Genomic DNA, 13305 nt, shown 5'->3' with positions numbered 1-13305 from the left:
TCTTAATGTAACGCCTGATGATGAGCTTTTAAAGATAAGAAATAAGCAAGTCCTTATGAAAGATATTTTAAAAGATAACTCATATCATAGAAATAATAACACAATTAAAAAAGATAAATTTAATAGTATTGAAAAAAGCAGAGGTGGTAGAGAATAGTTTTTCTTTTGCATTTGTCTGTATTTTATTTAAAAAACAATAAATATTAAAATAAAACTAAATTAAATAAACGAAATATACTAAAAAATATCAAAATAAAAAGCATAAAAAAATATAAAAATAAAAATAATATTTAAGTAGTTATTAAGTTTAAAAATCTTTTTCTTTTTTTAAAAAACTTGTAAATTATTTTAATATCCAACATTTTTAACTAGTCAAATTTATAAAAAGGGAGAGAAATTTTATTTTTTCATGTAGGTGTAAAAATTTAAATCTATGCTAAGTTTTTAAAATTTATTTTTGGCTGATTTCTTTTATAAATTTGAAGTATTGTTATTGTGTTATATCTTTGGCTTATATGAAAAACAATCACATATCCCTTAAAAATCAAATCCCTAACATTTTCATTCTCTGCATCTAAATTTTGGATAAAGTCCGTATAATTGTGTAAAAGTAAAAAGGCCATATAACAGTCCTTTTACGGTACAATGTTTTTAACGACAAAAACATACCCAGGAGGACTTTTACATGACCCAAGTACATTTTACACTGAAAAGCGAAGAGATTCAAAGCATTATTGAATATTCTGTAAAGGATGACGTTTCTAAAAATATTTTAACAACGGTATTTAATCAACTAATGGAAAATCAACGAACAGAATATATTCAAGCAAAAGAATATGAACGAACAGAAAACCGACAAAGTCAACGAAATGGCTATTATGAGCGCAGCTTTACGACACGTGTAGGCACGCTAGAATTAAAAGTACCCAGAACACGTGATGGCCATTTTTCACCCACAGTGTTTGAACGTTATCAACGAAACGAAAAAGCCCTCATGGCTTCAATGTTGGAAATGTATGTATCAGGCGTTTCAACTCGTAAAGTATCAAAAATTGTGGAAGAACTTTGTGGTAAATCCGTCTCTAAGTCCTTCGTTTCTAGCTTAACAGAACAGCTAGAACCTATGGTTAACGAGTGGCAGAATCGTTTATTATCAGAAAAAAATTATCCTTACTTAATGACCGATGTACTCTATATAAAAGTACGAGAAGAAAATCGAGTACTCTCAAAAAGCTGTCATATAGCGATTGGAATAACCAAAGATGGCGACCGTGAAATTATCGGCTTCATGATTCAAAGTGGCGAAAGCGAAGAGACCTGGACAACATTTTTTGAATACCTAAAAGAACGCGGTTTACAAGGTACGGAACTCGTTATTTCTGATGCGCACAAAGGATTAGTCTCTGCCATTAGAAAATCCTTCACCAACGTAAGTTGGCAAAGATGCCAAGTTCACTTCCTAAGAAATATCTTTACCACCATTCCTAAAAAAAATTCAAAATCTTTCAGAGAAGCTGTTAAAGGAATTTTTAAGTTCACAGATATTAACTTAGCGCGTGAGGCTAAAAATCGATTGATTCATGATTATATCGATCAACCAAAATATTCAAAAGCTTGCGCATCATTGGATGATGGATTCGAAGACGCCTTTCAATATACCGTACAAGGAAATTCCCACAATCGACTAAAGAGTACCAATCTAATTGAACGACTGAATCAAGAAGTACGCAGAAGAGAAAAGATTATTCGCATCTTCCCCAATCAAACATCAGCCAATCGCTTAATTGGAGCCGTTCTTATGGACCTACATGATGAATGGATTTATTCTTCAAGAAAATACATCAATTTTGATAAGTAGAAATGGTAAAAACATTGTATAGCATTTTACACAGGAGTCTGGACTTGACTCACTTCCCTTTATTATTTTTCATTTTTTTAAACTATTTAATACTAATGTCTTTTATAATAGCTTTTCATATATTATATAATCAATCTTTATAAGTCCTTTTATAAATTTCTTTTCTACCATTTTCGATAAATTCCTGTTTAATATTTTTAATTCCATAAACAATAGTTTCAATAGGATAATATTCTTCAACTATATCTTGATATTCTTTTGCTTTCTCAATATCTATATTTCCATACATTCTTAATATATCTTCTCCAAAATTTGTTCCTATTTCTTCTTCACTATCTTCAAGTAAGTATATAAAATCACAATATTCATCTATAATTCCAGAATCTCCAAAATCAATTATTCCAGTTAATCTATTATTGCCATCTAACAATAGATGATTACAACTAAAATCATTATGGCATAAACACTTTTTACCCTCAAAAACTGTTGTTGCATTTAGTCTTTCCATAAAACTTTCTATATAATCTTTTTCTATATCAGTTAAATCATTATAAATAGTTTCACGCAACAATATATACTCTTCTAATACATTTTGTTTATTATCAATAGTACATTCACTAATATCTGTATAATCTAAACCGTGCATTTGTCTTAAAAAACTGGCAATATCTCGTTTTAACAAATTTTGTTCTTCTTCTGACATAGTAGAATAAATTTCTGGTGTTAAAAAAGTTCCTTTAATTTCTTTATAACCTAGTATAGATAATTCATCACTAATATACGAATATTCAATATTAGGAATTTTTACATTAGTTTCTAAATTTGTATTTAAAAAATTATATATTGCTTTTTCTTTTGCATAACCTTTTTTCTTATTAGTACTAAATTTTGTTTTAAAAATGTATTCATTATTAACTAAATATGCCACACTATCATAACCACTACCGATTATTTCAATACTATCTACTTTGAAATTATCAAAGTAATGCTCAATTAAATATTTCATTGCCTTAACATTTGTGGCATTATCATCATATCTATATTCCATTAAATAACAATCTTCTTTTTTGCCCTCGTGTAATTCATGTTCTGGCAAATCTTCAATAATTCTAAAACCAGATTTTTGGTATGCCCTTATTGCTCTTGGATTATTTTTATGAGGGTCTAAAATAACTGCATTAGCATTTCTTTCTTTTTTCAAAAATTCAAAAATCAATTTAATATATCTTGTACCAATTCCTTTACTCCAATAATTTGGCTCTCCTATAAATTGATCCATACCATAGACTATCTCATCAGTTTTTGGATAATGATAATCAGTATATAACTCATCATACATTTTATATATTTGTCCATATCCAATAGGAACATTGTTATATTCAATAATTACTCTAAAAACTTCATCTTCCCAAGGCTCTGTATAATGTTTTTTTAATGATTCTAATGTATATTTTTTATCTCTACCACCATAAAATTCTAATACTCTTTCATCAGTTAACCATTTTAACATCAAAGGAAAATCATCATCTATTAAAGTTCTTATACATATTTCATTTTCAACTATATTCATTTATTTATCACCTTTTTCATAATCATATACATATACTATTTCATCTTTATAATCATTTTTACCACCTAATTTTTCATATACATGGCAAGCTCTAGGATTACCTTTATCAGTTATTAAAAACATTTCAGAACAACCAATCTCTTTAGAATATTCCTTAATAAAAGATAATAATTTTGAACCATAACCTTTGTCTTGATAGTTAGGTAACATTCCTATTGAGTGTAAATAAAACATTGTTTTTCCATCAGGTCTTAAAAGTGTATAGCAATATGCAAATCCTATAATTTTATTATTTTCTTTAGCTATAAACCCAAATGAACTGGTATCATTAAGAAATCCTTTTAAATTATCAATATCAAAAACCATATTATCATCAATTAAAACTTCTTCCATAAAATTTTGCCTATGCTTATATGGCATATAGGGTATTTTTTCTATTTCTTGGTGAAGCAATTCTGTAAAATCATCAGCCCTTAACTTACTATCTTTGGCTATGAAATTTCTAATTTCCATAAGAGATTTTAAAAAATCATCTGTATAAAAAATTACCATGCAAAGCCTTGTTCTTGCATTTTTATTTTAAATTGTTTTGTGGTATAAATTTTAGTATTAATTAACTCATCATTTTCATAAATTTCACCATTTTCAATCTTGCTAACCACTTTTTTTAAATAATTAGCGTCATCTTTGCTTAGCCTTGGCTCATCAGCTTTTTCTTTAAATGAATAATCAACCTTAAAATTTGGATCGATTGCTTGAACCATATCTTTTATTGTTTGTGCTAATTTTGAACTGATATTGCCAGTTATTGTTAATGTGTGCATTTTTATCCCCTTTTTAAAAAATTATAGCATATTATATTGCAGTTATCATTTTTTATTTTGTTTATTTTCCCATTGTTTTATTGTAGCTTCTGTTGATACTAATATTTCATCCATTGTAACATATTCTAATTTACCACGCTCTCTTTGTGCTAAAATTTCTTTTAAATCAGCCTTGTCAGCATCTGATAGCTCGTATTCCTCATATTCTTTTTTTAAATCATTTATTTTTAAATTTTCATTTTTCATTATATTTTTTCCTTTTTAATAAGATGTGCAATTTTTAGGCAAATATTATATCTTTAACTATCTTGTTTTCTATCATTTCTTGTTTTGAGTAAAAATCGCATATATCAACTGGTTTATTAAAATGTTTTGAAATTTTATTTTTTAATTTGTCCAAATAGTCAAGTGCTCTAAATGCGTGTAGTCTATCTAAAAATTTTTCTTTATCTGCTAAAACCACTATATCAATATCTGAATTTTCATCTGCATAGCCGTCAGCGTAACTTCCAAAAAGACCAATTCCATTTATTCCATCTTTTTTTAAATGTGGTTTTATTTCAGATAAATATTCAAGTATTTGTTTTTGCGATAAGACAGCCATTATCACTCCTTATTTTTTGTCACTAAACAGAGAATATTATAACTTTGTTTGATTAAAAATAAGTTTAAATTTTATTCGTAAAAGTCTTTAATCCTTTACATAAATAAATCATAAAAACCTTTTTAGAGTCATTTATAACTTAATAAAATAAAATCTCTCTTTTTCCCTTTTTTATAAATTTTAAAACAAAAAAAAGAATTTAACTCTTTTTATAGATTTTAAAAAGGGAGAGAAAAGAAAAAAGTTTTTTCATTCAATTTTTTATTATACTTGATTTTCATACTTACTAAGCCTTGCAAATAATTCTTTTTTATGCTGTATGAATTCATCATGGCTTATAAATTCTAGTTCTCCACGCTCTCTTTGTGCTAGGGTCTCTCTCATATCTGCTTTATCAGCTTCTGTAAGTTCATATTTCTCATACTCTTTTTGCAAATCGTTTATTTTTAAATTTTCATTTTTCATTGTGTTTTTTCCTTTTTTTGTAGGGTTTGTATTTAATTATTCACTTTTTAATGGTGTGGTTTGGGGCTTTGCCCTAATATTTTTGATCTTTTTTATAAAAAGATACTATTCTCCCTTTCTTTATACTTTCATAAGTGTTCTAATGTAATTTTTTAACAAAAATATTTTTCTTATGATACCATAAAAAAATTAATATTATATAAATTTAACAATTTTGTTTAAATAATTGGCATACCACTGCATTAAAGCCTTATTTTGTTCCATCGTTGCCGTTTGTCTTTCATATGCAAATTTTATATCGTCTAACTCTTTGTGTGCTAGTGCATTTTCTATTGTTTTTTCGCTTATTCCAAGTGTTCCAAGCTCTGCTAAATTTAGTGTGCAAATAGTCTTAAATGTTGCTCTAAATCCATGAGCTGTTGCTTTGCCTAAATATTTATTTTTACCTCCAAAATTTTTTATAGCTTTATTTATAGTATCTCTATTCATATGGCTTATTTTAATTCCTTTTTTTATTTTTTCAAATGATGGAAACACAAACTCTGAATCTTGCATACAATATATTCTTTGTTCTTTTAAAACCTTTATTGCTTCATTTGATAAATTTATAATATGAGAAAAACCTGTTTTCATTTCAGATGCTGGAATACTCCAAATTCCTTTTTCTAAGTCTATATGCTCCCATCTTGCCTCTACTGTATTTTTTGGTCTATTTACGCATAAAATTTGAAGCAATACGGCTCTTTTTGTTTGTAACTCCATTTTATTATCATTTATTAAATCAGTTAAAAACTCTTTCAATAAATTTTCATCCACTATTGCAGGGTATCTTGTATCTACTCCGTGTTTTGTAGCGAAACTTCTTGATGAAGGAAAATCATTTTTTAGTTGATTGCAAGGGTTAAAACCTATATATCCATCATTTATCGCTATTGTAAAAATAGCATTTAAATCGCCTATAAGTCTTTCAATTGTTCCTAAGCCTGATTTAGCAGGATTAGAAGGATTAAAAATAGGTGTTAAAGTTTCTAACAAATCAGTATATTTAATTGTTTTAATATCTTTATTTCCAAATCTAGGAAGAATATATCTTTTCATTCTACATTCAATTCTTGAAATATAGTTTTTTGTTAAGCTTAGTTTTTTGCGTCTTATATAGATTTCATATAATGCTCCTAGAGTATATTTATTTGATTTTAATGGCACATTGTTTTTTAACCGCTTTTTTTCTTTAAAGGCATCCTCTCTTGCTTGTTCTACGCCATAGTCATTTGTAAATTCATGTAATTTTTTTGTTTTTCCTTTATAAAGAATAAAAAATGTTTTAATTCCACTTGGATTTATCCAAATATAAAGCTCCTTTGGATTTCCTACTGCTTTTCTATATTGTTTATCTTTTGGTTTTAAATTTCTTATATCTTTGTCTTGCAAATTTACTTTTGAAATGTTTGCCATTTTGTTCCTTTTTATAAAACTACATTAATAAAATAAAACTACATTATTATACTGCATTAATTATAAAAATATTAGCATAATTTTAAAAATATTTAGATATGTTATAAAAGCTTTAAAAATATGATTTTATGGAGTTCATGGAGCGATAAAAATATTTTTAAATTTATATAGAATTGATTAACTGGTGGAGGTGTGCGGTGTCGAACCGCAGTCCAAAAGCAAAAGACCAAAGTCTCTATACATGTTTAGCGAAAGTGAAATTTCGTTTAAGAAGGCCCACTTTCATTTTGCTAGCAGTTAAAATAACAACTAAGCAAAAAAACCAAACTCTTAAACTAAGACAAGAATTTCATCTAAATGCTTGTCAAACATTTAAACTACACTATTTAAATGACTTGCTACTTTGCCTAAATAGTATCAGCAAATGCAAGGCTCAACTGAACTTACGCTACTTTAGCGTAAGCAGGAGCAAATTTAACGTTATTTGCGTTTAATTTTAATTTGAGCTTTTAACGCTTTGCTCAAAGCGACATGCAACCGTGACCGTTTAACTCCTGTCGAAGCCAAGTCACCCCCATTTAAATGTGCATAATTCTACATAAAATACTACTTTTTGTCAAATTTTTATATTATTTTGGTAGAATATACATTTAATTTTAACAAAAAAAAGGGCAAAAATGAAAAAAACTATTATTTTATCTATTTTATTATCACTTAGTATAAATGCAAGTGAAAAAACAAGAGATTACTTTAGTGAAGATTTAAATGTTGATGATGGACATCAAGCATTTGTTGAAAATAAATATGAAAAATCAAAAGAAATTTGGACTAAACTTTGTAATGAAAACGATGGCAAAAGCTGTACAAATTTAGCATGGCTTTTAGATAATGGTTTAGGTGTAGAAGTTGATAAGCAAGAAGCTATAAAACTTTACGAAAAAGGCTGTGAACTAAATAGTCCAGAAGGTTGCTCAAACATAGCAATGATGTATTTTAGAGGTGAAGTTGTAGAAATGGACTTTGAAAAAGCTTTTAAATACTATGGAAAAGCTTGTGAGTTAAACCACCCTTTATCATGCGCGCAAGTTGGATATATGTATGAATTTGGTGATGGTGTAGAGGCAAATATCCATAAAACTTTTGAATACTATGATAAATCATGCCAACTTGGATATGGGGAAGGATGTACAAATTTAGGAACTCTTTATGCTAATGGAAATGGTGTAAAAATCGATATTGAAAAAGCTAGTGAATACTTTGCAAAAGGTTGTGACTTAGGACATGAGCAAGGTTGCAAATATGAAACACAACTAAAAGAGTTAAAGTTAAAGGGTGAAATTTAAAAGTAATGGACAGAATCGTCGAAATAGAAAAAGTAAATTTTGAAAAAGAATATGAAGTAAGCCTAAGACCGCTAAATTTTGATGAATATATAGGTCAGGAAAAAATAAAACAAAATTTAAAAGTTTTTATAGGAGCTGCAAAAAAAAGAGCTGAGGTTTTGGATCATACTCTTTTTTATGGACCTCCAGGGCTTGGAAAAACAACATTGGCTCATATAATTTCAAATGAAATGAATGCAAATATAAAAATAACTGCCGCACCAATGATAGAAAAAGCTGGCGATTTGGCGGCTATTTTAACAAATTTAGAAGAAGGTGATGTTTTATTTATAGATGAAATTCACCGCTTAAGCTCGTCTATTGAAGAGATTTTATATCCTGCCATGGAAGATTTTAGACTTGATATTATAATTGGCTCAGGTCCTGCTGCACAAACTATCAAAATAGATATCCCAAAATTTACACTAATTGGTGCAACTACTAAAGCTGGTATGATTTCAGCTCCACTTAGAGATAGGTTTGGAATTTCTTTTAGGCTTGAGTTTTACTCACCAGATGAACTAGCTAGTATAACTCAAAAAGCTTCTTTAAAATTAAATAAAAGCATTGATAAAGATGCCTCACTTGAAATAGCAAAAAGAAGTCGTGGAACTCCCAGAATAGCATTAAGATTATTAAAAAGAATAAGAGACTTTGCCGATATAAATGATGAAGAAAACATATCATTAAATAGAGCAAAAACATCACTAGATGAACTTGGAGTAAATGAACTTGGTTTTGATGAACTTGATTTAAAATATTTGGGAATTTTATTTGAAGCAAATAAAAAACCACTTGGATTAAATACTATTTCAGCTGCATTAAGCGAAGATGAAGGAACGATCGAAGATGTGATAGAACCATATTTGCTTGCAAATAGCTATATACAAAGAACAGCAAAAGGCAGAATTGCAACTTACAAAAGCTATGAAATGCTTAAAATTCCATACCAAAAAGGACTTTTTGATGAAGACGAGTAAATACTTTTTTGTGGGTTTTATACTTTTTTTATTTTGTTTTGTGATTTATCTTTTTAACGGTTTTTTGCTTACAATTGCCATTGGGATACTTCTAGCTGTTTCAACTGCAAATATTAATAGATTTTTCCTTAAACTAACAAATGATAAAAATCTACTTTCAGCAACTTCTACAACTCTTGTTTTGGCATTATTTTTTTTAGTGCCATTTATGTATGCAGTTATTGAGCTTGCAAAATACGCATCAAGTTTTGATATGAAAAATACATCTATTGTATTAAATTATATACAAAATTTTAATTTTCACTTACCTGAAAAATTTGCATCTTTTGAGCCAAAAATAAAAGAATTTATAGCCTCAATAAACATAAATTCCTTAGTAAAACAAGGCGCAACTTATCTTTCTACTATAGGCAAATCAAGTGCAAAATTTATTGTAGATATGGGTCTTATAATAGCATTTTACTTTTTTGCAAATTTATATGGAAAATCTCTTATGAGTTTTTTAAAAGAAACTTTGCCAGTTGAAGCCTCACATATAGATTCAATCTCTCATGAAGTAGCAAATACAATGAGTGTTGTTTTATACTCAACCATAGCAACTGCTGTTTTACAAGGGTTTTTATTTGGTGTTTTTCTATCATTTTATGGATATGATGGCTTTTTAATGGGAATATTATATGCTTTTGCATCGCTTGTGCCAATAGTTGGTGGGGCTTTGATATTTGTACCAATTAGTATTTATGAATTAGCCAATGGCAATACCTTAAACGCAATTATAATATTTTTATATTCAATAATCATGATAGCAACTATTGCTGATAACTTTATAAAACCATTAATAATTAGATTTATAAACTCAAAACTTGTAAGTAGCCCTGCTAATATAAATGAGCTTTTAATATTTTTTGCCATGCTTGCTGGACTGTCAACATTTGGCTTTTGGGGGATTATTCTAGGGCCTGCAATTGTAACACTGTTTATTGCTTCATTAAATTCATATAGAATAATGACAAAAGAATTTGATAATTTAGACTAACTTTAAACTTGTAAAAATTTAATTATTGAAATAGTTAAATTTTTACAGTTGTTAAATTTGTTGCGTTATAAATTCTTTTATTTAATATGTCTATAAAAATATGATTTTAGTCACTAAACAATCTCGATAAAAATTAATCTGTTTTTACAATTTTTTTTAATTTAAATATCTAAAAATGCTTAAATTTTACATAAATTTTATGATATTAATTGAAATTATTATTTTACATTCAAGAATTTATTTTGATAAATCGTTTTAAATAATTTAAAATATTATATAAAATTACTGACCAATTTAAAAGTTGTTATTTTTGAAAAATTGGTTTAAAAATTTGAGAGCATATAATAAAAAAGTAAAATTTAGCAAGGAAAAACCTTGCTAAATTTCGTGTAGTAAATTTCTACTTCGCACTTGCCATTTTGCGGCGTATAAATGCTATTTGATTTTGTAATGGTAAGTGTTTAGGACAAACATCTTCACATCCTAGAAGCGACATACAGCCAAACACACCACTATCATCTCCAATTAACTCATAAAAGTCCTCATCAGTTCTTTCATCAAGTGGATCTTGGTGGAATCTTGCTATTCTATTTAATCCTACAGCTCCTAAAAAGTCACTTCTCATGATGGCTGTTCCACAAGCTGCAACACAAAGTCCGCACTCAACACATCTATCAAGTTCAAATGTTTTTTGAGCAAGTTCTGGATCAACTTTTTCTTCAAGTTTTGAGATATCAGTTTGTTTTGTAGTGTGTATCCAGCTCTCAACTCTTTTATCCATATTTGCCATCCATTTTCCAGTATTTACACTTAAATCTTTGATTAAGCTAAATACAGGAAGAGGCATAAGCTCAATTACTCCACTCTCATAATCTTTTGTTAAAGTTCTACAAGCAAGCTTTGGTTTACCATTTACAAGCATACCACAACTTCCACAAATTCCAGCTCTACAAACAAAGTCAAAACTTAAATCTGGATCAAATTTCTCTCTTATTTGAGTTAGTGCCACAAACAAAGTCATACCTGAAGTTTCTTCAAGCTCATATGAAGCAAAATGTGGCTTTGAAATTTTACTTAAAGGGTTATATTTTAATGCTTTTATAGTTATTTTTCTACTCATTTTCAACTCCTACTCTTTCATTTGGTGCTTTAAATTTAGGCTGCAACTCATAATGCATTAACGCATCTTGAATTTCATATCTACTTTTTCCTTCTTCTTTCATTTTAGCAACTATTTCATCAACTTCTTTTTGTCTTTTTGCACTATCAAGATGCTCAATGATATTTCCTTTTGCACCATAACCTCTAAATTTAGGAGGAATTTCCATTTTCATTATATCAAGCGGCTCATAAGTGATAGTTGGCATTGTATCGCCCTCTTTCCATGAAGCAAGTGTTCTTTTTAGCCAGTTTGCATCATCTCTTTTTGGATAATCTTCTCTATAATGAGCTCCTCTACTTTCAGTTCTATCAAGCGCACCTTTTGCAACACAAAGTGAAAGTTTAAGCATCATAGGTGTTCTGTATGCATCTTCAAGCTCAGGATTTCCAAATAAAGCCTTATTTTCAACTTTTAAATCAAGTGATTTTTTATAAAGTTCTTCAAGTTCTTTAACAGCTTTTTCAAGTCCCTCACCTGTTCTAAAGATAGCAACATTTTCCCACATTACATCTTTCATTCTGTTTTTTATCTCATAAACATTATATTTGCCATCTTTTTCAACAAGACTTTTTAAATAATCTTCTTCTTTTTTTACAAATTTTTCAACATCTTTTGTGTTTATATCAATATCATGCTCTTTACAATAATCAGCAAAATAATCACCAACTATCATACCCGCTACAACTGTCTCAGCAACTGAGTTTCCACCAAGTCTATTAAATCCATGCATATCCCAACAAGCTGCTTCTCCAGCACTAAATAGTCCTTTTAATGTAGGGCTTTCTCCAGTTGGTTTTGTTTTAATACCACCCATTGAATAGTGTTGCATTGGTAAAATTGGAGCCCAACCTTTTCCAATACCATTTTCATCTTTTTCTGTATCTGCTGGGTCAATACCATTGAAAGTTTCACAAATTTCTTGAACGTCTCTTAGGTTTTTCTCTATGTGCTCTCTTCCTAATATAGAAATATCTAACCAAACATGATCACCATAAGGACTTTTTACACCTTTTCCTTTTCTGATGTGTTCCATAATTCTTCTTGAAACAACATCACGGCTAGCAAGTTCTTTTTTCTCAGGCTCATAATCAGGCATAAAGCGGTGTCCATCAACATCTCTTAAAATTCCACCATCACCTCTACAACCTTCAGTTAATAAAATTCCACTTGGAACAATTGGTGTTGGGTGAAACTGAACAGCTTCCATATTTCCAAGTTGTGCAACGCCTGTTTCAAGTGCTATTGCAACACCTATTCCCTCACAAATAGTAGCATTTGTAGTTTGTTTATAAATTCTTCCATAACCACCTGTTGCTATTAAAGTTCCCCTAGCAACATACGCCTCTATTCTACCATCTATTAAATCTCTTACTATAGCACCGTAGCATCTATTATCTTTATGGATAAGTGCAATAGCTTCTTTTCTATCTCTTATATCAACGCCGTGTTTTGTACATTCATTCGCAACACCAAAAAGCATTGTATGTCCTGTAGCATCAGCTGTAAAACAGGTTCTCCATTTTTTAGTACCACCAAAATCTCTTGAGTGAATTAAACCATGAACTTCATCTTTTTCAGTGATAGTTGTTTTTTGTGCGTTAATAATCGCATCTCTATCGCCTTTTGTTATTCTTGTCCAAGGAACACCCCAACTAGCTAGCTCTCTAATTGCTTTTGGTGCTGTTTGAGTAAACATCCTAGCAACTTGTTGATCGCAACCCCAGTCGCTTCCTTTAACTGTATCTTCAAAATGCACATCTTCATTATCGCCTTCGCTCATTTTTGAATTTGCTAAACTTGCTTGCATACCACCTTGTGCAGCAGCTGAGTGAGATCTTTTAACTGGACAAAGACTTAAAACTATTGTGCTATTTCCTTTTGCAGCAGTTGCCGCAGCAGCTCTAAGACCTGCTAAACCACCACCAATTACTAAAGAATCGCAATATATTATTTTCATAAATTTCCCTTT

Annotated in this window: 14 protein-coding genes and 1 other RNA gene; 4 read left to right on the top strand and 11 right to left on the bottom strand. The window is 29.1% G+C overall.

All coding sequences use genetic code 11. The features are described 5' to 3' along the window. Window positions 1-431: 431 nt before the first annotated feature. Entirely contained in the window at window positions 432-623 is a 192-nt protein-coding gene (locus tag O6B72_RS07485) for a hypothetical protein (protein WP_269492720.1), read from the bottom strand. A 62-nt stretch (window positions 624-685) separates the two neighbouring features. Here O6B72_RS07485 and O6B72_RS07480 point away from each other — a divergent pair, with 62 nt between their 5' ends. After that, window positions 686-1858 (top strand): IS256-like element IS256 family transposase, encoded by a 1173-nt coding sequence (locus O6B72_RS07480; RefSeq protein ID WP_000195429.1) that lies wholly within the window; start codon window positions 686-688, stop codon window positions 1856-1858. 130 nt (window positions 1859-1988) lie between these two features. On the opposite strand, the gene O6B72_RS07475 is transcribed toward O6B72_RS07480, so the two are convergent. The 8 genes from O6B72_RS07475 to ssrA all read right to left on the bottom strand — a co-directional run bounded on the left by O6B72_RS07475 (window position 1989) and on the right by ssrA (window position 7352). Continuing rightward, entirely contained in the window at window positions 1989-3428 is a 1440-nt protein-coding gene (locus O6B72_RS07475; protein WP_001028144.1) for a bifunctional aminoglycoside N-acetyltransferase AAC(6')-Ie/aminoglycoside O-phosphotransferase APH(2'')-Ia, read from the bottom strand. Beyond that, on the bottom strand, window positions 3429-3980 hold the full coding sequence (locus O6B72_RS07470; RefSeq protein ID WP_462898180.1) for a GNAT family N-acetyltransferase: 552 nt from the start codon (window positions 3978-3980) through the stop codon (window positions 3429-3431). It abuts the gene before it with no gap. Beyond that, complete coding sequence (locus O6B72_RS07465) at window positions 3974-4252, bottom strand: hypothetical protein (protein ID WP_269492719.1); 279 nt, start codon at window positions 4250-4252, stop codon at window positions 3974-3976. Before O6B72_RS07465 ends, O6B72_RS07470 begins: the two co-directional genes overlap by 7 nt. Window positions 4253-4297: 45 nt before the next feature. After that, the gene (locus tag O6B72_RS07460) at window positions 4298-4498 is read right to left on the bottom strand and encodes a hypothetical protein (protein WP_269492718.1); all 201 of its coding nucleotides are present in this window, start codon (window positions 4496-4498) and stop codon (window positions 4298-4300) included. A gap of 34 nt (window positions 4499-4532) precedes the next feature. Then, window positions 4533-4856, bottom strand: coding sequence for a nucleotidyltransferase family protein (locus O6B72_RS07455; RefSeq protein WP_269492717.1), 324 nt, complete (start codon window positions 4854-4856; stop codon window positions 4533-4535). Between the two features lie 264 nt (window positions 4857-5120). After that, window positions 5121-5321, bottom strand: a complete 201-nt coding sequence (locus tag O6B72_RS07450) for a hypothetical protein (RefSeq protein WP_269492716.1) — start codon at window positions 5319-5321, stop codon at window positions 5121-5123. Window positions 5322-5516: 195 nt separating this feature from the next. Further along, the gene (locus O6B72_RS07445; RefSeq protein WP_269492715.1) at window positions 5517-6776 is read right to left on the bottom strand and encodes a tyrosine-type recombinase/integrase; all 1260 of its coding nucleotides are present in this window, start codon (window positions 6774-6776) and stop codon (window positions 5517-5519) included. A 182-nt stretch (window positions 6777-6958) separates the two neighbouring features. After that, window positions 6959-7352: a transfer-messenger RNA gene (ssrA, locus tag O6B72_RS07440) on the bottom strand. Between the two features lie 101 nt (window positions 7353-7453). Between ssrA and O6B72_RS07435 the strand changes: the two genes are divergently transcribed. Genes O6B72_RS07435 through O6B72_RS07425 form a run of 3 tightly spaced genes read left to right on the top strand, consistent with a single transcriptional unit; the run spans window position 7454 to window position 10174 of the window. Beyond that, window positions 7454-8119 (top strand): tetratricopeptide repeat protein, encoded by a 666-nt coding sequence (locus tag O6B72_RS07435; protein WP_269491079.1) that lies wholly within the window; start codon window positions 7454-7456, stop codon window positions 8117-8119. Window positions 8120-8124: 5 nt separating this feature from the next. Continuing rightward, complete coding sequence (ruvB, locus tag O6B72_RS07430; protein WP_016647192.1) at window positions 8125-9138, top strand: Holliday junction branch migration DNA helicase RuvB; 1014 nt, start codon at window positions 8125-8127, stop codon at window positions 9136-9138. Continuing rightward, window positions 9125-10174, top strand: coding sequence for an AI-2E family transporter (locus tag O6B72_RS07425; protein WP_101636744.1), 1050 nt, complete (start codon window positions 9125-9127; stop codon window positions 10172-10174). Before ruvB ends, O6B72_RS07425 begins: the two co-directional genes overlap by 14 nt. A 400-nt stretch (window positions 10175-10574) precedes the next feature. Here O6B72_RS07425 and O6B72_RS07420 read toward each other — a convergent pair whose 3' ends face one another. Together O6B72_RS07420 and O6B72_RS07415 are read right to left on the bottom strand one after the other, a co-directional pair. Next, complete coding sequence (locus O6B72_RS07420; protein ID WP_018713890.1) at window positions 10575-11294, bottom strand: fumarate reductase iron-sulfur subunit; 720 nt, start codon at window positions 11292-11294, stop codon at window positions 10575-10577. Beyond that, window positions 11287-13293: a fumarate reductase flavoprotein subunit gene (locus tag O6B72_RS07415; protein WP_269492714.1), complete on the bottom strand. Its 2007-nt coding sequence runs from the start codon at window positions 13291-13293 to the stop codon at window positions 11287-11289. Before O6B72_RS07415 ends, O6B72_RS07420 begins: the two co-directional genes overlap by 8 nt. Window positions 13294-13305: the final 12 nt, after the last annotated feature.

It is taken from the genome of Campylobacter ureolyticus, assembly GCF_027277485.1.
GTDB lineage: Bacteria > Campylobacterota > Campylobacteria > Campylobacterales > Campylobacteraceae > Campylobacter_B > Campylobacter_B ureolyticus_B.
Note: the sequence above shows the minus strand (reverse complement) of the source record. Positions and strands in the feature narration are given on the sequence as shown.

Excerpts from the sequence above, each read along its gene's own strand:
- O6B72_RS07485 (WP_269492720.1), bottom strand. The coding sequence starts at position 623 with ATGGCCTTTTTACTTTTACACAATTATACGGACTTTATCCAAAATTTA.
- O6B72_RS07480 (WP_000195429.1), top strand. The coding sequence starts at position 686 with ATGACCCAAGTACATTTTACACTGAAAAGCGAAGAGATTCAAAGCATT.
- O6B72_RS07475 (WP_001028144.1), bottom strand. The coding sequence starts at position 3,428 with ATGAATATAGTTGAAAATGAAATATGTATAAGAACTTTAATAGATGAT.
- O6B72_RS07470 (WP_462898180.1), bottom strand. The coding sequence starts at position 3,980 with ATGGTAATTTTTTATACAGATGATTTTTTAAAATCTCTTATGGAAATT.
- O6B72_RS07465 (WP_269492719.1), bottom strand. The coding sequence starts at position 4,252 with ATGCACACATTAACAATAACTGGCAATATCAGTTCAAAATTAGCACAA.
- O6B72_RS07460 (WP_269492718.1), bottom strand. The coding sequence starts at position 4,498 with ATGAAAAATGAAAATTTAAAAATAAATGATTTAAAAAAAGAATATGAG.
- O6B72_RS07455 (WP_269492717.1), bottom strand. The coding sequence starts at position 4,856 with ATGGCTGTCTTATCGCAAAAACAAATACTTGAATATTTATCTGAAATA.
- O6B72_RS07450 (WP_269492716.1), bottom strand. The coding sequence starts at position 5,321 with ATGAAAAATGAAAATTTAAAAATAAACGATTTGCAAAAAGAGTATGAG.
- O6B72_RS07445 (WP_269492715.1), bottom strand. The coding sequence starts at position 6,776 with ATGGCAAACATTTCAAAAGTAAATTTGCAAGACAAAGATATAAGAAAT.
- O6B72_RS07435 (WP_269491079.1), top strand. The coding sequence starts at position 7,454 with ATGAAAAAAACTATTATTTTATCTATTTTATTATCACTTAGTATAAAT.
- ruvB (WP_016647192.1), top strand. The coding sequence starts at position 8,125 with ATGGACAGAATCGTCGAAATAGAAAAAGTAAATTTTGAAAAAGAATAT.
- O6B72_RS07425 (WP_101636744.1), top strand. The coding sequence starts at position 9,125 with ATGAAGACGAGTAAATACTTTTTTGTGGGTTTTATACTTTTTTTATTT.
- O6B72_RS07420 (WP_018713890.1), bottom strand. The coding sequence starts at position 11,294 with ATGAGTAGAAAAATAACTATAAAAGCATTAAAATATAACCCTTTAAGT.
- O6B72_RS07415 (WP_269492714.1), bottom strand. The coding sequence starts at position 13,293 with ATGAAAATAATATATTGCGATTCTTTAGTAATTGGTGGTGGTTTAGCA.